This is a genomic window from Actinomadura rubrobrunea NBRC 15275, assembly GCF_001552235.1.
Classification (GTDB): domain Bacteria; phylum Actinomycetota; class Actinomycetes; order Streptosporangiales; family Streptosporangiaceae; genus Spirillospora; species Spirillospora viridilutea.
Map to the genome: position 1 here is coordinate 24,877 of NZ_BCQU01000037.1, position 20,392 is coordinate 45,268.

18 protein-coding genes and 1 riboswitch are annotated in these 20,392 nt (G+C 72.1%); of the genes, 7 read left to right on the forward strand and 11 right to left on the reverse strand.

Going from position 1 to position 20,392, the window contains the following annotated elements:
* Positions 1-77 precede the first annotated feature (77 nt).
* Entirely contained in the window at positions 78-860 is a 783-nt protein-coding gene (locus AR3_RS13745; RefSeq protein ID WP_067914069.1) for a thioesterase II family protein, read from the forward strand.
* A 33-nt stretch (positions 861-893) separates the two neighbouring features.
* On the opposite strand, the gene AR3_RS13750 is transcribed toward AR3_RS13745, so the two are convergent.
* Positions 894-1,673 (reverse strand): peptidoglycan recognition protein family protein, encoded by a 780-nt coding sequence (locus tag AR3_RS13750; RefSeq protein WP_083951476.1) that lies wholly within the window; start codon positions 1,671-1,673, stop codon positions 894-896.
* Positions 1,674-2,023: 350 nt separating this feature from the next.
* A riboswitch (cyclic di-AMP (ydaO/yuaA leader) is annotated at positions 2,024-2,171 on the reverse strand.
* Positions 2,172-2,374: 203 nt separating this feature from the next.
* Here AR3_RS13750 and AR3_RS30550 point away from each other — a divergent pair.
* The 4 genes from AR3_RS30550 to AR3_RS13765 all read left to right on the forward strand — a co-directional run bounded on the left by AR3_RS30550 (position 2,375) and on the right by AR3_RS13765 (position 5,268).
* Positions 2,375-2,515, forward strand: coding sequence for a hypothetical protein (locus tag AR3_RS30550; protein ID WP_157406670.1), 141 nt, complete (start codon positions 2,375-2,377; stop codon positions 2,513-2,515).
* A gap of 38 nt (positions 2,516-2,553) precedes the next feature.
* Positions 2,554-3,906, forward strand: a complete 1,353-nt coding sequence (locus tag AR3_RS13755) for a cytochrome ubiquinol oxidase subunit I (protein ID WP_067914075.1) — start codon at positions 2,554-2,556, stop codon at positions 3,904-3,906.
* Positions 3,903-4,919 carry a cytochrome d ubiquinol oxidase subunit II gene (locus AR3_RS13760; protein ID WP_067914078.1) on the forward strand — a complete coding sequence of 339 codons (1,017 nt, stop codon included), beginning with the start codon at positions 3,903-3,905 and terminating at the stop codon, positions 4,917-4,919. The genes AR3_RS13755 and AR3_RS13760 overlap by 4 nt, the downstream gene beginning before the upstream one ends.
* Before the next feature lie 64 nt (positions 4,920-4,983).
* On the forward strand, positions 4,984-5,268 hold the full coding sequence (locus AR3_RS13765) for a hypothetical protein (protein ID WP_067914081.1): 285 nt from the start codon (positions 4,984-4,986) through the stop codon (positions 5,266-5,268).
* A 64-nt stretch (positions 5,269-5,332) separates the two neighbouring features.
* On the opposite strand, the gene AR3_RS13770 is transcribed toward AR3_RS13765, so the two are convergent.
* The 8 genes from AR3_RS13770 to AR3_RS13805 all read right to left on the reverse strand — a co-directional run bounded on the left by AR3_RS13770 (position 5,333) and on the right by AR3_RS13805 (position 15,745).
* Entirely contained in the window at positions 5,333-6,397 is a 1,065-nt protein-coding gene (locus AR3_RS13770; RefSeq protein WP_067914083.1) for an ABC transporter permease, read from the reverse strand.
* A complete protein-coding gene (locus tag AR3_RS13775; protein ID WP_067914085.1) occupies positions 6,289-7,668 on the reverse strand; it encodes a discoidin domain-containing protein in 1,380 nt (459 codons plus the stop codon). Before AR3_RS13775 ends, AR3_RS13770 begins: the two co-directional genes overlap by 109 nt.
* Positions 7,669-7,684: 16 nt before the next feature.
* On the reverse strand, positions 7,685-9,010 hold the full coding sequence (locus AR3_RS13780) for a beta-1,3-glucanase family protein (protein WP_067914087.1): 1,326 nt from the start codon (positions 9,008-9,010) through the stop codon (positions 7,685-7,687).
* A gap of 89 nt (positions 9,011-9,099) precedes the next feature.
* On the reverse strand, positions 9,100-11,253 hold the full coding sequence (locus AR3_RS13785; protein WP_067914088.1) for a discoidin domain-containing protein: 2,154 nt from the start codon (positions 11,251-11,253) through the stop codon (positions 9,100-9,102).
* Positions 11,250-12,593 (reverse strand): GH1 family beta-glucosidase, encoded by a 1,344-nt coding sequence (locus AR3_RS13790; RefSeq protein WP_067914089.1) that lies wholly within the window; start codon positions 12,591-12,593, stop codon positions 11,250-11,252. Before AR3_RS13790 ends, AR3_RS13785 begins: the two co-directional genes overlap by 4 nt.
* A 36-nt stretch (positions 12,594-12,629) precedes the next feature.
* On the reverse strand, positions 12,630-13,469 hold the full coding sequence (locus AR3_RS13795; RefSeq protein WP_067914090.1) for a carbohydrate ABC transporter permease: 840 nt from the start codon (positions 13,467-13,469) through the stop codon (positions 12,630-12,632).
* On the reverse strand, positions 13,462-14,433 hold the full coding sequence (locus AR3_RS13800; RefSeq protein WP_067914092.1) for a carbohydrate ABC transporter permease: 972 nt from the start codon (positions 14,431-14,433) through the stop codon (positions 13,462-13,464). Before AR3_RS13800 ends, AR3_RS13795 begins: the two co-directional genes overlap by 8 nt.
* A gap of 4 nt (positions 14,434-14,437) precedes the next feature.
* Complete coding sequence (locus AR3_RS13805; protein WP_067914095.1) at positions 14,438-15,745, reverse strand: ABC transporter substrate-binding protein; 1,308 nt, start codon at positions 15,743-15,745, stop codon at positions 14,438-14,440.
* Between the two features lie 169 nt (positions 15,746-15,914).
* Here AR3_RS13805 and AR3_RS13810 point away from each other — a divergent pair, with 169 nt between their 5' ends.
* Both AR3_RS13810 and AR3_RS13815 read left to right on the forward strand, forming a co-directional pair.
* Positions 15,915-17,105: an ROK family transcriptional regulator gene (locus tag AR3_RS13810; RefSeq protein ID WP_067914098.1), complete on the forward strand. Its 1,191-nt coding sequence runs from the start codon at positions 15,915-15,917 to the stop codon at positions 17,103-17,105.
* Between the two features lie 233 nt (positions 17,106-17,338).
* Complete coding sequence (locus AR3_RS13815) at positions 17,339-19,270, forward strand: flavin-containing monooxygenase (protein ID WP_067914101.1); 1,932 nt, start codon at positions 17,339-17,341, stop codon at positions 19,268-19,270.
* A 94-nt stretch (positions 19,271-19,364) separates the two neighbouring features.
* Here AR3_RS13815 and AR3_RS13820 read toward each other — a convergent pair whose 3' ends face one another.
* Both AR3_RS13820 and AR3_RS13825 read right to left on the reverse strand, forming a co-directional pair.
* Positions 19,365-19,883 carry a DUF4396 domain-containing protein gene (locus AR3_RS13820; protein ID WP_067914102.1) on the reverse strand — a complete coding sequence of 173 codons (519 nt, stop codon included), beginning with the start codon at positions 19,881-19,883 and terminating at the stop codon, positions 19,365-19,367.
* 69 nt (positions 19,884-19,952) lie between these two features.
* Positions 19,953-20,339, reverse strand: coding sequence for a hypothetical protein (locus AR3_RS13825; RefSeq protein WP_067914105.1), 387 nt, complete (start codon positions 20,337-20,339; stop codon positions 19,953-19,955).
* Positions 20,340-20,392 lie beyond the last annotated feature (53 nt).

Below are 20,392 nucleotides of genomic sequence, written 5' to 3' on the forward strand. Positions count from 1 at the left end.
CGGACGGCCGTCGGCTCACACGGCCGACCGGTCGTCCGGCTCGGGCACGGCCGGAGACCCTGACAGGAGGAGATGCTGTGGACAGACGCTGGCTGGTGGGCCGGGAGCTGCGCCCGGACGACGAGCTGCGGCTCTTCTGCCTGCCCTACTCGGGCGGAGCCGCCGCGGTCTATCGCGGCTGGCAGGACCTGCTCCCCGATTGGATCAGCGTGTACCCCCTGGAACTGCCGGGCCGGGGCAGCCGGATGCGGGAGGCGCCGTTCACCCGGCTGCCGCCGCTGGTCGAGGCCCTGGCGGACGCCTTCCAGACCGCCCTCGACCGCCCGTTCGCCCTGTTCGGCCACAGCATGGGCGCCCTGATCGCGTTCGAGCTGGCCAGGGCCCTGCGCGCGCGGGGAAACCCCGCACCGGTGCACCTGTTCCTCTCGGCGAAGACCGCTCCCGGCGTCCCGCCGACCCTGCCGCCGATCCGTTCGGCCACCGACGCGGAGGTGGTGCGGCATCTGCGGAGGCTGGGCGGGACGCCCCAGGTGATCCTGGAGAACGCGGAGCTGATGGAGCTGATGGTGCCCATACTCAAGGCCGACTTCTCCGTCGTCGAGACCTACGAGCACCGGCGCCAGGCGCCCCTCGCGACCCCCATCACCGTGTTCGGGGGAGCCGCCGACGAGGTCGCGCCGCCGTCGACCCTGGAGCGATGGCGGGAGCAGGCCGCCGCCGGCTGCCGGCTGCGGGTGTTCCCCGGCGACCACTTCTTCCTGCACTCCGCGGCGGCCGACGTCACGGCGGAGATCGCGCACGTCCTGGCCGCCTGGAGGATCACGCGGAGCCCGGCCGTGCCGGACGCGGTCAGGCGGTGAGACCGGCCGGCGCCCGCCCCGACGCCGGCGTCGTCAGGCGAGCTTCGCGGTGCGCAGCCGCTTGGCGACGTCCCGGCGCAGGCGCGGCAGCGTCGGGGCGAAGGCGTATCCGCAGCAGTCGGTGCTGTTGAACTTCATGTGCGGGACGATCGCCTTCATCGGGTCGAGGCGGTACTGGACGCACAGCCAGGCGAGCAGTTCGGCGAGCGAGTCCAGCAGACGGCGGGGCGGCAGGGTCGCGTTGTAGGTCCCCTCGCATTCGATGCCGACGGTGTAGCCGTTCGCCCCGGCGACGTGCGTGCCGATCACCATCCTGCCCCGGCGCGCGGCGGCGAGGCTGCCCTTGCGGCCCTCCATGATGTGGCCTCCGCGGCTGACGGTGAAGTGCTGGCCGGTGTCGCCCCAGCCCTGGCCCATGTGCGCGCCCTGGATCGAACGGGCGAGCCGGAAGCCCTGCCGCAGCGAGTAGTCGCCGACGTTGGGCGTGAAGGTGTGGTGCACCACGAGGTACCGGGGGGCGCGGGACAGCACGGTCGCCCGCCGGGACGGGGTGCGCGCCCCCCAGTCCTCGGTCGAGTGGATCAGCGGGGGACCGGCGGCCGACCGGCGGGTCCGGGATTTCCCGCCGCTTCCGGTCTGCGGGTCGGCGACGCTCGCCATGGTCTGCGCCTGGTGCGCGGGAGGCGGGCCCATCGCCGTGGCGAGACCGAGGGCCGCGACGCCCCCCAGGGTGCCGCCGCCCAGCAGGACCGCGCGGCGCGACAGCTGAGGGGGCCAAGGCTCGACGCGACGGTGTCTACCGCTCGAAGTCATGGGGGGACTTCCTTTCGAATGTGCAGCGCGCAGCCGAAACAGGGCAGGCGGAAAAGACCTGCTGAGGTGGGAAGTCGGGGCGCGCTTGAGAAAACCGGGCGATTCCGAGAAAGGCTTCTATCGCCCGCGGGGGTGACGTGGGTCAGAAATGCGTGCCCCTGTCGGAGTCGGCGGTGGAATCGCCGTCCCGGACGAATGAGGGCGCGGACCGCGGACGCGCGGATCGAGGGGCGCGGCGGGCGCCGGGGCCGGCGCCGCCCGATGCATCAGGGCGACGGAGCCTTCATGGAAAGGCGGGGGCGTCGGACCAGGACGGCGGGCGTGTCGGGCCTCGGCGACTCCTGCATGATCTCTCCTCTCCTTGACTGCCGACCGGGTTAGCTGACGGGTTCGGGCCAAGGAGCGGCCCTACCGCGACGGCGTCGCGGATTCACCCCGAAAGGCGGGTGGGTCCCCGGTTCCCGGGCGTCCAGCGCCGGGATTAGGCGTCCCGCCGGCAGGTCCGCGCCACGGCGGACCGGCTGCGGAATACCAGGGACCATAGGAGATGAGGCAAAGAATTCGCAAACCGCAAAAGGTAAAATCTGTAAAGTCGCCGACCACAGGAATCTCGCCTTTCACACCGGCTCCACCAGTCGCGGACCGTCTGGGGGAGCGTGTGACCAAGGACACCGTTCCCCTTGCCGTGGCGGGGGCGGCCGGTGCGTCGTTCCGCCGTCGCGGAGTCCGTGGTCGCCGAGCGCGTGGACGTGATGCACGGGCCCGCCGCCGCCCGTGTCGCCGAGGTTCGCAAGGCCGCCGGAGCCGAGCGGCGAGTGAAGTCGCCGTTCCTGGTGATGTAACAGACAGTCATCGACCGATCACGTCGAGGAGGGATCGCATGGTGCTGTCGGACGTCGCCGCGACACCGGCCGACCTGGTGGCGGCGCGCGTGCAGATGGCGATCTCCCTCGGCTGGCACATCATCCTGGCCTGCTTCGGCGTGGGCATGCCGGCGTTGACGGTGTTCGCGCAGTGGCGCGGCCTGCGCACCGGCGACGAGGCGTACGAGCGGCTCGCGCACCGCTGGGCGAAGGCGATGGGCGTGCTGTTCGCCGTGGGCGCGGTGTCGGGGACGATCCTGTCCTTCGAGATGGGCCTGCTGTGGCCCGGGCTGATGGCGACCTACGGCCAGGTGATCGGCCTGCCGTTCGCGCTGGAAGGGTTCGCGTTCTTCATCGAGGCCGTCTTCCTGGGCATCTACCTGTACGCCTGGAACCGGCTGCCGCCCCGCCTGCACCTGCTGACGGGCCTGCCGGTGTGCGTGGCCGGCGTCGCCTCGGCGTTCTTCGTGGTGAGCGTCAACGCCTGGATGAACCAGCCGCGCGGGTTCGACCTGACGAACGGCACGGTCACCGGGGTGCGCCCCTGGGAGGCGATGTTCAACCCGGCCACGCCGCTGCAGACCGTCCACATGATCCTCGCCGCGTTCATGGTCGCCGGGTTCGGCATCGCCGCGGTGTACGCCGCCGCGATGCTGCGCGGCCGGCGCGACCGCTACCACCGGATCGGGCTCCTGCTGCCGTTCACCGCCGCGGCGGCCATCACGCCCGTGCAGATCGTGATCGGGGACTCCCTGGCCCGGTTCCTCGCGCACCACCAGCCGACCAAGCTCGCCGCCATGGAGGGCCTCAACCGCACCTCCTCGCACGTCGACCTGTCCCTGGGCGGCGTCTACCTGGACGGGCGGCTGCGGTACGCCCTCCACATCCCCGACGCGCTGTCGATCCTGGTCGGCTTCCGGCCGAGCACGGTCGTGCAAGGGCTGGACGCGGTCCCGGCCGCCGACCGCCCGCCGGTGACCCCGGTGCACCTGTGCTTCCAGGTGATGGTGGCGATCGGGCTCGGCCTGCTGCTGCTCGGCCTCTGGCTCGGGCTGACGTGGTGGCGCCGCCGCGACCTGCCGCGCAGCCGCTGGTTCCTGCGGCTGACGGTGCTGTCCGGCCCCGCCGCGGTCGTCGCGCTCGAAACCGGCTGGATCACCACGGAGGTGGGGCGCCAGCCCTGGGTCGTGTGGCGGCACCTGCGCACCGCGGACGCGGTCAACCCGGCGCCCGGCCTGTGGGCGGGACTGGTCGTGGTGCTGGCGGTGTACGTCGTGCTCACCGTCGCCACCGTCTACGTCCTGAACCGGCTGCGCACCCAGCGGGTCACCGCGCCCCAGGAGGGCTGGGCGGAGGAGTTCGCGCCGTGACCGCCGCGCAGTGGCTGCTGATCCTGGCGTGGTCGGGGCTCACCCTGTACGCGCTGCTCGGCGGCGCCGACTTCGGCGGCGGCTTCTGGGACGCGCTGGCCGGCGGCGCCCGGCGCGGCTACGCCCAGCGGCGGCTGATCGAGCACTCGATCGGCCCCGTCTGGGAGGCCAACCACGTCTGGCTGATCTTCGTCCTGGTGATGTTCTGGACGTGCTTCCCCGGCGTCTTCGCGTCGGTCGCCTCCACCCTGTACATCCCGCTGACGCTCGTCGCGATCGGGATCATCGCCCGCGGGGCCGCGTTCGCGTTCCGCAAGGCCAGCACCGAGCTGTGGCAGCTGCGGCTGTTCGGGGGCGCGTTCGCGCTGTCGTCGGTCGTCACCCCGTTCTTCCTCGGCGCCGTCGCGGGCGGCGTCGCGTCCGGACGCGTCCCGTACGGGCTCGCCGCGGGCGACCTGGTGTCGAGCTGGTGGAACCCCACGTCGCTGATGGCGGGCGCGCTGGCCGTCGGCACCACCGCCTACCTCGCGGCCGTCTACCTCACCGGCGACGCCCGCCGCGGCGGCGACGAACGGCTGGCCGGCGCCTTCCGCCTGCGCGGCCTCGTCACCGCGGTGGTCACCGGCGCGATCGCGCTCGGCGGCCTGTTCGTGGTGCGCGCCGACGCGCCCGCCCTCTACGCCGGGCTGACCGGACGCGCCCTTCCCCTCGTGCTCGTCTCGGGCGTCGCCGGGCTCGCCTCCATGGCCCTGCTGGCCGCGCGCAGATACGTCCCGGCCAGGGGCACCGCCGCACTGGCCGTCGCGGCGGTCCTGTGGGGCTGGGCCGTGGCGCAGTACCCGGTCATGCTCCCCCCGGACGTGACGGTGTCCGAGGCCGCCGCCCATCCCGCCGTCCTGCGCGCCACCCTGGTCACCGTCATTCTCGGGATGGTCCTGCTCGTCCCGTCGCTGCTGTGGCTGTTCGCCATCTTCCAACGCAGCCCCGCGCGCCGCGCCGCGACCAAGGAGTGACGGCCGTCGGGGCGCTTTCCGCCGCCGCGTCGCCACCCCTAAGGATGATCTTCAAGGGGGCGTCATGCCGTCCGTGCCCGAGGACCGGGCCGCGGCGGCGAAGAAGGCCCTGGCCGACCGCATCGCGGCGCAGCGCGCCGAGGTCGGGCGCCAGGACGAGGCCGCCGAGAAGGCGGCCGACGAGGTGTCGGCGCAGGACCGTCGCCCGCGCCTCGGCCCGCACCGAGCGGAGCCCGGCGGGCGCCGCGGCCCTGGCCGCCCCGAACGGCTCCGCCCGCGAGGGCAAGCGGCTCCCGCCGGTGGCGGCGCCGCTGCCGGAGTCGGTCCTCCTCGGCACCCGGTGATCTGAGCGGACCGCAGCCCGGCGCCCCGCACCGCGCCGGACCGCCGGCCGGCCGGGCGCCGCCGCGCTGTCAGGCCGGCGCGCGGACGGCCCGGTCGTCCCGCCCGCCCGACGCGCGGTGGCGCAGGAACCAGAAGACGACCACCGCCGTCAGCGCCCAGCCGCCGAGGACGAGGAACGGGAACGCGTGCTGGTGGTCGCGGAAGTAGATCGCGGTGTGCTGGGCGTTCACCGAGGCGCCCGGCGGCAGCCACCGGCCGATGGAGGCGAGCGGGGACGGCAGCAGCGCCCAGGAGACCGCGCCGCCCGAGGACGGGTTGCCCAGCACGACCATCAACCCCCACGCCGGGACGAGGGCCCAGCGGCCGACGAGGACGCTGAACATGTTGAAGACCATCCCCGAGGTGAACATGGTGAGGCCGAGGATCGCCCAGGACTCGGCGAAGGGCAGCCGCAGCGCGCCGAGGACCCAGTCCACCGCCGCGGCGATGGCGAACCCGCCGAGCAGCGCGTACACCGCCGTGAACGCGATCCGGCCCGCGGGGGTCAGCGCCTTGGCGTGCACGCCGAGCTGGGCGGCCCCGACGAGGCCGACGATCACGGCGGCGAGCGTGATGTAGAAGACCGCCAGCCCGCGCGGGTCGCCGCGCTGGTGCGGCTTGATGTCGCGGACCGCGACGGCGACCCCTGTCGCCTCGCCCACCCGGGGCGCCGCCTGCTCCAGGAACTGCGCGACGGTGGCGCCCGAGGCCCCGGCCGCCTCCAGGTCGATCCTCGTCCCCGAGTCGCGGATCAGCAGGATCGCGTACACCTTCTGCTCGTTCACCGCCCGCAGGGCGGCCGCGCGGTCGCCGTACCGGTGCACTCTCACGGAGGCCGCCAGCGCCTTCTCCATTCCCTCGATGAAGGCCCTGCCGTGCGCCCCGCGGTCATCGCCCACGACGGCGACGGGGATCCAATGCGGGGTGGGGTTCGCCATGGAGTAGGTGTAGGAGCCCGCGAACAGGGCGGCGGCCGTCGTGAGGATCAGCGTGACGACGGTCGCCGGCAGGTACGGCGATCGCTTGAACGCCGTCCACGGATCTGCCGGGGCGCGTCGGCCGCTGGCCGCCCCGTGGTGCGGGCTCTGGGACATTCCACCACCCTAAAAGACCAGGTCGGGGCAGTCTCGGTGGCCTTTGCCCGCCGCCGGGCGGCGCGGACGTAGCGTCCCCTGCCGGAGACGGCGAGGTTCTCGACGCCGCCCTTGCCGGTAGAAGTGCTGTAGATCGTGGTCCAGCGGGAGTCGTCGTCCGACACCTCGACGCGGTAGCCGGTGGCGTAGGCCGCCTCCCAGTGCAGGGACAGGGCGGTGATCGTGCCGGTCCCGCCGAGGTCGACTTCCAGCCACTGGTCGTCGCCGGGCAGGCTGGCCCAGCGGGTGTTCAGGCGGCCGTCCAGCGCCGCGGCGGGGGCGTTGCCGCCCTCCCAGGACGACGCCGACACCTTCTTGAACGCGGAGATCGGCGTGTCCGACGGAACGGCGCCGTCGCCGGTGTGGACGGCGATCTCCCACAGGGAGTAGCCGTAGCCGGTGGCGCGGGCGGTGCCGTGGACGCGCAGGTAGCGGCCGGTGCCGGAGACGTCCAAGGTCTGGGTGCCGCCGGTGCCGGTGCTGGTCGAGTAGATCGGCGTCCACGACGACCCGTCGGTGGAGACCTGCACCTGGAACGCCGTGGCGTAGGCGGCCTCCCAGGTGAGCACGACCTTGCAGATCGACTGCGTCGACCCGAGGTCCACCTGGATCCACTGCGGGTCGGAGAACTGGCTGGACCAGCGGGTGCCGGTGTCGCCGTCGACGGCGGCCGCGGCGGGGTAGGCGTCGCTTTCGACCGACGAGGCGGTCGCCGGGCGGTTCAGCGCGGCGTTCGCGGTGCCGCACGCGGCGCCGCTCATCTCGCCGTAGACCTGGAACTCCCACAGCGAGTAGCCGTGGCCGGTGCCGCGGGCGGTGCCGTACACGCGCACGTAGCGGCCGGTGCCGGAGACGTCCAAGGTCTGCGTGCCGCCCGTGCCGGACGTGGTGGAGTAGACGTCGGTCCAGGTGGATCCGTCGGCCGACACCTGGATCTTGAACGCCTTGCCGTAGGCCGCCTCCCAGCGGAGCACGACACGGCTGATCGCGGCCGTGCCGCCGAGGTCGACCTGGATCCATTGCGGGTCACTGGGCGCACTGGACCAGCGGGTGCCGGTGTCGCCGTCGACGGCGGCCGCGGCGGGGTGGGCGCCGTCCTCGGTGGACGACGCCGTGGCCGTCCTGCCCTGCGACAGCAGGGCGGGCGCCGCGTCGGCGGGGACGGCGACGAGGGGGAGCGCGACGATCAGGAGGAGCGCGCCCAGCGCCGAGGTGAGTCTGCGAGCGTTCATGGCGTTTCCGGAGGGCTCACCAGCCGACGGCGACCAGCAGGAACCGCGGGTCGCGGTGCGAGATGAACGAGGACTGGTCGGCGTAGTCGTCGTACGGGAAGCCGTACGCCAGCTTGTTGATCGCGTGGTCGTGCCAGAACTTGGCGTAGTAGTTCGCCGGCGCCGCCTTGTAGAACTGCGACGGGTCCCGCCACTGGGACTCGGGCAGCGTCGCGACGTGCCGGTTGAGCGCGGCGCACATGTCGGGGCGCGCGGCCAGCGGGCCGGCGCACCCCGTGACCTCGGCGGTGGTGGCCGAGACGCCGACCGACGCGGCGTAGGACGTGAAGTAGTCCGCGTAGGCGCCGCCCGGCCGGAACTCGGGGGAGTTGCCCGGCGAGGGGATCCGGTAGGGCGCCTCGATCCGGGCGAGATGGTCGAACTCGTCCGGCACCTCGTCGATGAACCGCTGGAAGGTGGCCTCGCGGGACTCCTGGAAGATGCTCAGGTCCTCCCCGACGGACACGTCGTAGCCGTCGTGGGCGCGCAGCCGCATGGCGAGCTTGAGGCCGAAGCCGTCGACCCTGGTGGTGTTGCCGTTGAACACGTCGGGCCCGACCGTGAACTCGATGAAGTCGCTGTACCCGCTGGTGGGCGAGCCGAGATGGAAGTACATCCGTCCGGCGGTGTTAACCGGCATGTCGAAGTACGGCTGCTCGGCGATCGAGTGGACCTCCCCGTTGTAGCTCCAGAAGACCTCGTCGTCGGAGAACCGGCCGTTCGTGCGGTTGAGGATCTTGACCATGAGCACGTTCTTCGCGGGCGGGATCGTGGAGACGTCGCCCCAGAACGGGGCGGAGGCGTCGTCCTCGGCGGTGTGGACGGCGATCTCCCACAGGGAGTAGCCGTAGCCGGTGCCGCGGGCGGTGCCGTACATGCGCACGTAGCGGCCGGTGCCGGTGACATCGAGCGTCTGGGTGCCGCCGGTGCCGGCGGCGGTGGTGTAGATGGGCGTCCAGGTCGATCCGTCAGTGGAGACCTGCAGGTGGAACGCCCTGGCGTAGGCGGCCTCCCAGGTGAGGACGACTTCGCAAATCGATCGCGTCGATCCGAGGTCGATTCGGATCCATTGCGGATCGGAGAAAGCGCTGGACCAACGGGTGGCGGAATTGCCGTCGACGGCGGCGGAGGCGGGAAAAGCGTCGTTTTCGACCGACGAGGCGGTGGCCGGTCGGTTCAATGCGGCGTTCGCGGTGCCGCAGGCGGCGGCCGACGCCGGACGGGTCGCGCCGGCCACGGTGAACGAGGCCAGCAGCGACAGCGCGGTCAGTGTCACGGACAGGGCACGGGGGCGGTGCTTCATGTGAGCGTTCCTCCAGGAAGGGGAGGCGAGGGCCCAAGGCGAGGGGCTCCTGGGCCCCGACGCGGCGCCGGGGCCCAGGAGGATGGCCGTCACGGGAAGGACACGACCACGGACGGGATGGTGGAGGAGCCGGAGGTCGGCGCCCCGGTGTCATTGATCACGTGGTTGTACTGGCCGTAGCCGCCCAGCGACACCACCAGGAGGTGGTGGAACTTGATGCCGGGCTTGACCGGGGTCTGGAACCCGTGGTGCTGCCGGATCGTGGGATCGACGTTGTAGTAGCAGTACGAGCCGAGGCCCCACGCCTCGTGCGTGTTCACCGAGTCGGCGACCTTGTAGGCGGCGTAGCCCTGGATCGACCCGTTCTGGATCGCCGCCTGGTCGGGCGCGTCGTAGGCCTTCTCGTTCTGGAAGAAGATCGTGCGGCCGCGCTCGCCGAACCACTGGACGTCGTACTTGTTGAAGTGCTCGACGAACAGGCCGGTGGCGAGCACGTCGTCGCCGTTGACGACCAGCCCGTAGTCGGCGCGGTTGGTCTCCCAGCCGACGCCGTCGCCGTGGTCGGCGCGCCAGATCCAGGTGTGGTCGATGATCACGTCGTCGCTGTTGACGACCATGCTCGTGGTGGCCTTGCCGACCCCGGCGCCGCCGATGCGGATGAACACGTCCTGCACGGTCGTCGGGTCGGCGGCGTGGTCGGCGGAGGCTCCGGACGGGCCGATCTCGACGAGCGTGGCCGAGTTGACCGGCCCGGCGTCCACCAGGAACCCGGCGAGGCGCACCCCGTTCACGTCGGCCACCTTCACCGCGGTGACGCCGTTGTCGGGGATGAGCGTCGCCAGGCCGAGGCCCAGCACGACGGTGCCCGCGCGGTTCACCTGGATCGGCTGCTCCAGGTGGTAGATGCCGGGCGTCAGCAGCAGGTGCAGGCCCTGCGCGAGGGCGGCGTTGATGCGCGCCGCGCTGTCTCCGGGCTTGGCGACGTAGAACTGCGTCAGCGGGATGGACGTGCCGGGCGTGGAGCCGCCTTCCCAGCTCGTGCCGCGGGCGTTGGTGCGCTTGGCCGGGACGAACACCCGGTAGTCATCGCCGTCCAGGTAGATGTAGGGCTTCTCGCGGCTGATCGGTGTGGTGCTCAGGTCCGTGTACGGCGGTTCGGGGAAGGTGTCGCCGGGCGAGCCCTGGACGCCGGAGAACACCATGTTCCACACGCCGTTGAGCCAGCCGCCGATGGAGCTGTCGCGGGTGTACCACTGCTGCTGCGAGTACGGGCTCACCGTCCCGTCGATCTTGCTGTCGGCGATGTAGCCGCCGCTGGCCCAGCCGTACCCGGTCGGCGCCAGGTTGAGGCCGCCGCGGATGTGCATGCGGCGGAACGGCGCGGCCTGGGAGACGGCCCACCGGTCGGTGCCGTTCACGGGGGTGAGCGACAGGTTCTCGGTGGAGCGCCAGAAGTTCTGCGTGGCGTTCCCGTTGAACCATCCGGCGTCGACGGTGATGTCGCCGTCGATGTGCACGTCGTCGGGGTTGCGGCCGAGGCCGTGCACGGACGTGTAGAAGCCGATCTGCGCGTTCAGTCCGCTGTAGCGGCCGGGCTTGAAGAAGACGGCGTGCCGTCCGGTGCCGAACTGGGCCCGCTCCTGCTGCTGGAAGATCTGGTCCAGCTGGGCCTGGATGGTCGAGGACGGCATCGACGGGTCGAAGACGTGCACGTTGGGCCCGAGGTCGCCGCCGCCGGTGATCGGCGGCTCCTCGCCGCCTTCGACGTGGACGCCGAACTCCCACAGCGAGTAGCCCCAGGGGGTGCCGCGCGCGGTGCCGTACACGCGGACGTAACGCCCCGAGCCGGACACGTTGTAGGACACGGTGCCGCCCGTCCCGCCGGTGACGGACACCAGGTCGGTCCAGGACTGGCCGTCGGACGACGCCTGGACCTTGAAGTCCCTGCCGTAGGCGGCCTCCCAGCTCAGGTCCACCTTGCAGACGGTCTGGACGGAGCCGAGGTCGACCTGGAGCCACTGCGGGTCGGAGAACTGGCTGGACCAGCGGGTGCCGGAGTCGCCGTCGACGGCGGCCGAGGCGGGGTACGCGGCGCTCTCGACGGACGAGGCGGTCGCCGGCCTGTTCAGCGCGGCGTTGGCGGAGCCGCACGCGGCGGCGTGTGCGGGGGCGGCGGGGGCGACGAGCAGGGCCGCCAGGACCGCCGAGGCGGTCCAGGCAGGCCCCCGTCTCAGATTCCTCATGGTGCTCCTCGTCGGGGGTGGCGACTGCGGATGATCTCGGCGTAGCGGTGACCGCTGGCCTTGATCGTTCGGGTCTGGGTGGCGTAGTCGACGTGGACGAGCCCGAAGCGCTTGTCCAGGCCGTCGGCCCATTCGAAGTTGTCCAGCAGCGACCAGGCGAAGTAGCCCTTGACCGGTACGCCGTGCCGGAGGGCGCGGGCGACGGCGTCGAGGTGGTCCTCGAGGAAGGCGATCCGGTCCGCGTCGTTGATCGAGCCGTCGGCGCCGACCTTGTCGTCCCACGCCGAGCCGTTCTCGGTGATGTAGATCCGGGCGGCGCCGTACTCGTCGCGCAGCCGCAGCAGCAGCTCGGTGAGGCCCGGGGCGTGGACCTCCCAGCCCATGGCGGTCACGCGCGCTCCGGGCACCGGCACCTGCCGCGCGTACGGGACGGGACCGGTCGGGTCGTCCTCGACGATCTGCCGGAAGTAGTAGTTGAGCCCGTCGTACTCGACGGGGGCCGCGATGGCCTCCAGGTCGCCCGCCCGCACCGGCGGCTCGACCCCGTACACCTCGATCATGTCGGCGGGGTAGCCGCGCCCGTGGACCGGGTCCAGCCACCAGCGGTTGACGTGGCCGTCGGCCCGGACCGCGGCCCGCACGTCCTCGTCGCGGTCGGACGCCGGCTCGATCGGGCTGAGGTTGTTGACCAGGCCGATCGAGGGCTTGGCGGCGGCGTGCGCCCGTACCGCCGCCGCGCCCAGGCCGTGCGCGAGGAGCAGGTGGTGCGAGGCGTGCACCGCCTGGCGCAGGTCGCGCACGCCCGGGGCGAAGCGCCCCTCCAGGTGCCCGATCCAGGCCGTGCACAGCGGCTCGTTGACGGTCGTCCAGTCGGTGACGCGGTCGCCCAGCCGGGCGGCGACGACCGCCGCGAAGTCGGCGAAGCGCGCCGCGGTGTCCCGGGCGGGCCAGCCGCCCCGCGCCTGCAGCGCCGACGGCAGGTCCCAGTGGTAGAGGGTGACGAACGGCCGGATGCCCGCGTCGAGCAGCGCGTCGACGAGGCGGTCGTAGAAGTCCAGTCCCAGGCCGTTGACCGCGCCGGCGCCGTCGGGGATGACGCGGGGCCAGGCGACGGAGAACCGGTAGGCGTCCAGGCCCAGCCGCCGCATCAGCGCGACGTCCTCCCGCCAGCGGTGGTAGTGCTCGCAGGCGGTGTCAGCGGTGTCGCCGCCCGCGATGGCGCCGGGGACGCGGCAGAAGTCATCCCAGATGGACGGCCCCCGGCCGTCCGCGGTGACCGCGCCCTCGATCTGGTAGGCCGCGGTCGCGGCACCGAAAAGGAAGTCGGCGGGAAAATTCACGGCGGTTCTTCTCCTAGAAAACGGCTCGATGACCGGTCATTTGACGGCGCCCGCGGTGAGGCCGGCGACGAGGAAGCGCTGCAGCAGCAGGAATCCGGCGACGATCGGCACCGAAACGATGAGCGAGGCGGCCATGACCTGGTTCCAGTAGACCTGGACCTCGGTCGAATACTCCTGCAGCCCGACCGCGAGGGTCCGGGTGTTGGAATCGGTCATGACGGACGCGAACAGCACCTCTCCCCAGGCGGTCATGAACGAGTAGATGGCGACGGCGACGATCCCGGGGGTCGCGGCGGGCACCACGACCCGCAGCAGCGCGCCGACCGGGCCGGTGCCGTCGACCAGCGCGGCCTCGTCGAGCTCCTTCGGGATCGAGTCGAAGTACCCGGCGAGCATCCAGATGGCGAACGGCAGCGAGAACGTCAGGTAGGTCAGCACGAGCCCGAGCCGCGAGCCGTACAGCGCGACCCCGGTGGCGTTGCCGATGTTCACGAAGATGAGAAAGAGCGGGAGCAGGAACAGGATGCCGGGGAACATCTGGGTGGACAGCACGGTGATCGAGAACACCCGGCGGCCCGGGAAGCGGAACCGGCTGATCGCGTAGGCCGCGAGGATCGCGATGGCGACCGACAGCGCGGTGGCCGCCCCCGAGACCACCAGGCTGTTGAGGAAGTAGCGGCCGAGCGGGATCGTCGTCCAGATGTCGGCGAACGGCCGGAACGTGATCGTCGAGGGGATCCAGCGCCAGTCGCGCTGCACGTCGCCCAGCGGTTTGACCGCCGAGGCGGCCATGGCGTACAGCGGCAGCCCGGTGAACAGCGCCAGCACCCCCAGCACCAGCCGGCGGGCCCAGCCCACCCAGCGCGGCTCACGCATGGATCCGCCTCCTTCGCGACGTCACCGCCAGGTACGCGGCCGTGACCAGCAGCAGGAACAGCAGCAACAGCACCGACATCGCCGATCCGAGCCCGAAGTTCCAGGTCACGAACGAGCTCTGGTAGATGTGGATGGAGATCAACGACGCCTCGCGCGGGGCGGACTCGCCGAACAGCACGTACGGCGTGTTGAAGTCGTTGAACGTCCACAGGAACAGCACCAGCAGCAGCACCTGGTTGACCGGGCGCAGCATCGGCTGGGTGATCGTCCGGAACTGGCGCCACCAGCCCGCGCCGTCGAGCGCGGCGGCCTCGTAGAGGTCCCGGGGGATGTTCTGCAGCCCGGCCATGACGATCAGGAACGCGAACGGCCAGGTCCGCCACACCGACACCACGACCAGCGACCAGAAGCTGTTGCCGCCGATCAGCCAGAACGGCGCGTCCGGCCCGTCCCGGCCGAGCAGGCCGTTGACCATGCCGGTGTCGCGCTGCAGCATGAACGCCCAGGTGATCACGGCCGCGTACATGGGCAGCGCGTACGGCACCAGGAAGAATGCCCGCAGCGGGCCGCGGCCGCGGAAGCGGGACTGCATCAGCACGGCCGCCGCGGTGCCGAGCAGCCACGCCGCCCCGACGGACAGGACCGTGAACGCCACCGTCACCCCGAACGAGTGCAGCAGGTTGCGGCCGACCGCGGAGTCGAAGTCCAGCATCACCCGGTAGTTGTCGAACCCGGCGTGCGGCGCCGCGGACCAGTTGCGGATGTAGAACTGGGTGAGCTTGCGGAAGCTCATCCAGACGCCGACCGCCATCGGGACCAGGTGGACCAGCAGCTCCAGGACGAGGGCGGGCAGCAGGAGCAGGTAGGGCAGGGCGACCCGGCGGCCGCGGCGCGGCCGGCGGCGCGGCGGGCGGCGGTCCCCCGCCGCCGGGGCGGCCGGGGCCTGGTCGAGCAGCGCCGTCATCGGGTCAGCTTCCGGCGGCCAGCTGCTGGTCGGCCTGGGCGAGCTTGGCCTTGATGCCCGCGACGTCGACCGTCCGCCCGGCGGCGACGTCGGCGAACATCGACTTCATCGCGGTGCCGACCAGGGTCTCGAACTGGCTCTCCTGCGGCACCTGCGGCAGCGGCTCGGCGGTGGTGCTCAGCACGTATTGGAAGACCTTCACGTCCTCGGTCTGGAAGGCCGGGTCGCCGTAGGCGTCCTTGACCGTGGGCAGCGAGCCGTAGGTCTTGTTGAGCAGCACCTGCTCTTCGGTGCTGGTCATGAACTGCACGAACTTCAGCGCGCCGTCCAGGTTGCGGGTGTTCTTGAACACCGCGAGGTTGATGCCGGCCACGAAGCTGTTCACCCGCCGGCCGCCGGGCGGGAACTGGTCGGGCATCGGGATGGGGGCCACGCCGAGGTCCTCCATCTTCATGCCGACCGCCTGGAACGAGCCCGCGGACGCCTGGTTCATGAACATCGCGGCCTTGCCGTCCGCGAGGTCCTTGAGCGACTTGGCGGTGTCGGTGTACTCCGCGTTGCTCGGGTTCACGATCTTGTGGACCTGCATGAGGTCCACGTACTGCTTGATCGCGTCGGCAGCGGCGTCGGACGCGAGGGCGGGCTTGTCGCCGTTGAAGAACCGGGCGCCGTGCTGGGCGCCGAGGATCGCGGCGTGGTGGGCGTTCTCGGTGACCTGCCCGGCCTGCAGCGTGAGGCCCCACTGGCCCGGCTTGGTGAGCTTCTTGCCGACCTCGACCAGCTCGCTCCAGGTCGCCGGAGGCTTGTCGATGCCGGCCTCCCGGAAGAGCCTCTTGTTGTAGTACAGGCCGTAGGCCTGGCCGTAGAGCGGGACCGCGGTCGGCGGCTTGCCCTCGGCGCCGGTGGCGGCCAGGCAGGGGCCGAGGAACCGGTCCCGTCCGCCGATCTTGGCGAACGTCGCGTCGTCGAACGGCAGCAGCGCCCCGGTGGCCTGCAGGGACGCCGACCAGGTGTTGCCGATGTTGAGGACGTCCGGGCCCTTGCCGGACGTGGTGGCGGCCAGGATGCGGTTCAGCAGGTCGGGCCAGCCGATCACCTCCAGCTTGACCTTGATCCCGGTCCGCTGGGTGAACTTGGCCAGTTCGGGCTCGAGCACCCGCCGGTCGTGGTCGAGGCTGGTGCCCTGGTTGGACGCCCAGTAGACGAGCTCCTTCGGACCGGCGGAGGACGAGCCGCCGCCTCCGCAGGCGGCGACGGTGGTCGCGGCGAGCAGCGTCAGCGCGGCGGCCGACGCCATCTGTCTGATGCCCATGCAGGGTCCTCGGGGGGTTGGGGACACAAGGTGCGTGACCGGTGTGTGACGGGGAACACACCTTTTTTCACGCCTTGATTTAATCTCCGGCCCTCGGGGGCGTCAACACCTCCGGATGACTTTTTTCACGGCTTGAAGGAAGATGGGAGCGAGGCGGGGGAGGTGCACCATGGCGCAGCGCAGGCGGGGCACGGTTCGCGACCTGCGCCGGGGCAACCGCGCGGTCCTGCTCAGGGAGCTGTACTTCAGCGGCCCGCGCAGCAGGCAGGAGCTCAGCGCGGCGACCGGGTTGAGCCAGGCGTCGGTCAGCAACGTGACGCGCGAGCTGATCTCCGAGGGGATCGTCGCCGAGGTCGGCTCGGTGGACTCCGAGGTCGGGCGGCCCAGGGTGCTGCTGCAGGTGAATCCCGACTACGGCTACGTCGTCGGCGTCGACGTGGGGGAGACGCGGGTGCAGGTCGAGCTGTTCGACCTGGCGATGACCGAGCAGGCCAAGGCCGACTACCCGATGGACCCGGCGCGGCACCCGGCGCCGGAGGTCGTCGCGGCGATCCTGGCCGGCATCGACGCGGTCCTCGCCGACGGCGGCGTCCCGCGCGAGGCGGTCCTCGGCGTGGGCATCGGCGTGCCCGGCGTCGTCGAGCAGCGACCCGAGGTGATCGTGGACGCCCAGACCCTCGGCTGGGACCGGGTGCCGCTGGAACGCCTGCTGCGCGCGGGCACCGACCTGCCGCTGCTCATCGACAACGGCGCCAACACCATGGGCCGGGCCGAGCTGTGGTTCGGCGCGGGCCGCGGCACCCAGAACCTCGTGGTCGGGCTGATCGGGTCCGGCGTCGGCGCCGCGATCATCTCGCAGGGCACCGCCGACCGGGGCTCCTCCGCCTCCGCCGGCGAGTGGGGCCACACCCCGGTCGTCGTGTGCGGCCGCACGTGCCGCTGCGGCAACGTCGGCTGCCTGGAGGCGTACGTCGGCGCCGAGGCCATGCTCGAACGCTACGCCGAGGCGGGCGGGGCGGTGGCCGCCGCCGACCAAGAGTCGGCGCTGGCCGCCCTGATCCTGGAGGCCGGGACCGCCGGCACCGTCGGAGCCCGGATCATCGACGAGACCATCCGCTACCTCGGCGCGGCCATCGGCGGCCTCATCAACCTGCTCAACCCCGAACGCGTCATCCTCGGCGGCTGGGCCGGCCTGCTCCTCGGCGAGACCTACCTGGACGCCATCCGCGACGCCGCCCGCCGCCACTCCTTGAGGCACCCGTTCGCCACGACGTCCATCGAACTGTGCACGCTCGGCCCCGACGCGGTCGCCTTGGGCGCCGCCACGCTCCCCCTGGAGATGTTCCTGAACGGCGAATGAGGCCGGGGCGCCGGAGCATCCGGCGCCGGATCAAGGCGGGACAGATCTTCGTCAACGGCTGCGCACATGATCTCGCCCCGAGCGATGCCGAGGGTACGAGCAGTCGGGCGCCGACGCGGGAGACCGCTCGGCCTCGACGGGCCGCCGAGCGGCGGCCTCTCGGACGAAGGGCGCCGACGGGCTCCGGTCACCGGCGCGCGCTGCGGGGGAGCCATCGCTGTGAAGGAATCGCCGTGAGGGACGACGGGCTGACGGCCCTGCGGAAGGCCGACGACGAGAAGATCAGGCAGAGCGTGGCCGTCGCGGACGTGCCGTCGCTGCTGGCGGCGCTCGCCGCCCTGACCGGCGACGTGTCGCTGCTGCGGCCCGAGTTCGCGCCCGACCGGGCCCCGATGGCCGTCGACGCGGGCCTGGACGCCGAACGGCTCGCGCTCGCCCGCGACGTCGCCGCGCGCACGCTGCTGCGGCTGCGCGACGGCGAGATCGAACCCGTCGCGGACCTCGACCCGGCCCGGCTGCGGGCCGTCATGCGCTACCTGGCGGGGGAGGGCTCGGACGAGCAGGCCGAGTTCCTCGCCGAGGAGCTCGCGCTGTCCGGCGATCCCGGCGCCCCGGACTGGCGCAAGGACGACCTCGCGCCCGGCGTGGACTTCCGGGTCCTGGTCATCGGGGCCGGCATGTCGGGCCTGCTCGCGGCCCACCGCCTGCGCCAGGCCGGGGTCGACCACGTGGTGATCGAGAAGAACGAGGACGTCGGGGGGACCTGGCTGGAGAACCGCTACCCCGGGTGCCGGGTCGACGTCCCCAGCCATCTCTACAGCTACTCCTTCGCCGCCCGCTCGGACTGGCCGGACCACTACTCCGACCGCGACACGCTGCTGGAGTACTGGCGGGACTTCGCCGACTCCTCCGGCGTCCGGTCGTCCATCCGGTTCCGCACCGAGGTGACCGAGGCGGCCTTCGACGAGGAGGCCGGCGTCTGGGACGTCCGGCTGCGCACGGCCGACGGCGCCGCGGAGACGGTGCGCGCCAACGTGGTGATCAGCGCCGTGGGCCAGCTGAACCGGCCGGCGCTGCCCGCCATCGAAGGGCGCGACTCCTTCGCCGGGCCCGCCTTCCATTCGGCCCGGTGGGACGACTCGGTCGACCTGCGCGGCAAGCGTGTGGCGGTCGTCGGCACCGGCGCCAGCGCCCTGCAGATCGTGCCGTCGATCGTGGACGCCGTCGGGAGCATGGCCGTGTTCCAGCGCAGCGCGCCCTGGCTGGCCCCGGCCCCGACGCTCACCGAGCCCTTCCCCGAGGGGATGAGCTGGCTGCTGGACGCGGTGCCCGGCTACGCCAAGTGGTACCGGTTCTGGCTGTTCAACCAGTACGCGGAAGGGCTGCTCCGCTACGCCCGGCGCGACCCCGACTGGCGGCCGGACGCCTCCGGAGCGCCGCGCGCCGCGTCGGCCGCCAACGAGGAGCTCCGCGCGCGCCTCACCGGCTACCTGTGCGCGCAGATCCCGGACGATCCGCAGCTGCGGGCGAAGGTGATCCCGGATTACCCTCCGGCGTCGAAGCGCATGCTGCGCGACAACGGCGCCTGGATCGCGGCCCTGCGCCGCCCGCACGTCGAGCTCGTCACCGAACCGATCGAGCGGATCACGCCGACCGGGATCGCGGTCGCCGGCCGCGGCGAGATGCCGTTCGACGTCATCGTCTACGCCACCGGGTTCCAGGCCGGCGACTTCCTCGCCCCGATGAAGATCATCGGAAGGGGCGGCGTGGACCTGCGCGCCCGATGGGACGGCGACGCCACGGCCTACCTCGGCATGACCGTCCCCGGCTTCCCCAACCTGTTCCTCATGTACGGCCCCAACACCAACATCGTGGTGAACGGCAGCGTCATCTTCTTCTCGGAATGCTCCGCCCGCTACATCCTCGAGGCGGTGAAGACCCTCCTGAAGGGCCCGCACAAGACCATGGAAGTGCGGCCCGACGTCTGCGCCCGGTTCGTCGACGAGGTCGACGCGGGCAACGCCCTGATGGCATGGGGCGCCCCGGAAGCCCGCAGCTGGTACAAGAACCGGCACGGCCGTGTCTCGCAGAACTGGCCGTTCTCGCTGCTGGAGTACTGGCGCCGCACCCGCGAGCCGAACCCGGCCGACTTCGTGTTCGACTGATCCCCGCGGCGAGCCCGTCCGCTCCGCCGCGGAGGGGGACGGGGCGGCAGGAACGGTCAGGGGCGGCAGGAACGGTCAGGGGCGGCAGGAACGGTCAATGGTGGTACCGGTGCACGACCGCGTGGCCTTTGCCGCGGCCGATCATCCACTTGTTCACCGGCGTGGTCAGCAGGAACGCCACCAGCAGCGAGAACGCCAACGACCCCCAGAACAGCGGGCTGTCCAGCCCCGCGTCCAAGGCGCCGGGCACCACAACCATGACCCCGTTGTCCAGGATCTCCATCAGGGCGATCGACGCCGTGTCGGCGGCGAACGCGACGCCGAGGGCCGCGCGGAAGCCGACGCCGGCGCGCAGCACTCCGCGCATGGTCAGCGCGTATCCGAACACGAACGCCAGGGCCACCGACAGCACCACGGTCGCCGCGCCGTGCCAGCCCAGCGCCGTGCCGAGCACCATGCCCAGCACCTCGCCGATCGCGCACCCGGTGAGGCAGTGCGCGGTGGCCCGCGCCGCCGTCCCCCAGGTCGCCGAGCGGGCCCTGCGCCCCGCATCGCCTTCGCGGGCGCCGTGCTCCCTTGCGTCGTGATGCGGCGCGCGGCCATGGGACGTCATCGGGCCATCATCCTCGCCGCCGGACGCGGATTCCAGCCGCCGACGGGCCGCGGGGCGGCCCGTCGGCGGCTAGGACCTCGTGGTGTAGGGCTGCCCGGGCCGGGCGTGCACCAGGAGGGTCGCACCGGACTCGGCGGCCGCGGGGATCCCGGAACCCGCGCCGGAGGCGGGGTGCACGGTAAAGGGAAAACCCCAGGCGATGAGCACCTCGGCAATGGCGCCGAGCATCATGGCCGCGATGCGGTGACGCAGGTACGCGTCGTCCGGCCATTCGGCGTCGGCGGCATAGAACACCTCGACCTTGTCGCCGCGACCGCGCAGGCGGAAGCCGCCGTCGCCGACGCTGTCGGGCCAGCGCGGGTCCTGGGCGACGTCCAGCCCCTTGAACCCGGCGGCGTCCAGCGCGGCCAGCACGGACGTGGCCAGCTCCCTGCCCGCCGGGGTGTAGACGCTCACGGATTCACGCTAGTCGCGCCACCTCCCCGCCGGACACCCCCCACCGCCCCCCG

Coding starts and splice junctions, on each gene's coding strand:
- AR3_RS13750 (WP_083951476.1), bottom strand. CDS start 1,673: ATGACTTCGAGCGGTAGACACCGTCGCGTCGAGCCTTGGCCCCCTCAG.
- AR3_RS13755 (WP_067914075.1), top strand. CDS start 2,554: ATGGTGCTGTCGGACGTCGCCGCGACACCGGCCGACCTGGTGGCGGCG.
- AR3_RS13765 (WP_067914081.1), top strand. CDS start 4,984: ATGCCGTCCGTGCCCGAGGACCGGGCCGCGGCGGCGAAGAAGGCCCTG.
- AR3_RS13770 (WP_067914083.1), bottom strand. CDS start 6,397: ATGTCCCAGAGCCCGCACCACGGGGCGGCCAGCGGCCGACGCGCCCCG.
- AR3_RS13775 (WP_067914085.1), bottom strand. CDS start 7,668: ATGAACGCTCGCAGACTCACCTCGGCGCTGGGCGCGCTCCTCCTGATC.
- AR3_RS13780 (WP_067914087.1), bottom strand. CDS start 9,010: ATGAAGCACCGCCCCCGTGCCCTGTCCGTGACACTGACCGCGCTGTCG.
- AR3_RS13785 (WP_067914088.1), bottom strand. CDS start 11,253: ATGAGGAATCTGAGACGGGGGCCTGCCTGGACCGCCTCGGCGGTCCTG.
- AR3_RS13795 (WP_067914090.1), bottom strand. CDS start 13,469: ATGCGTGAGCCGCGCTGGGTGGGCTGGGCCCGCCGGCTGGTGCTGGGG.
- AR3_RS13800 (WP_067914092.1), bottom strand. CDS start 14,433: ATGACGGCGCTGCTCGACCAGGCCCCGGCCGCCCCGGCGGCGGGGGAC.
- AR3_RS13805 (WP_067914095.1), bottom strand. CDS start 15,745: ATGGGCATCAGACAGATGGCGTCGGCCGCCGCGCTGACGCTGCTCGCC.
- AR3_RS13810 (WP_067914098.1), top strand. CDS start 15,915: ATGGCGCAGCGCAGGCGGGGCACGGTTCGCGACCTGCGCCGGGGCAAC.
- AR3_RS13820 (WP_067914102.1), bottom strand. CDS start 19,883: ATGACGTCCCATGGCCGCGCGCCGCATCACGACGCAAGGGAGCACGGC.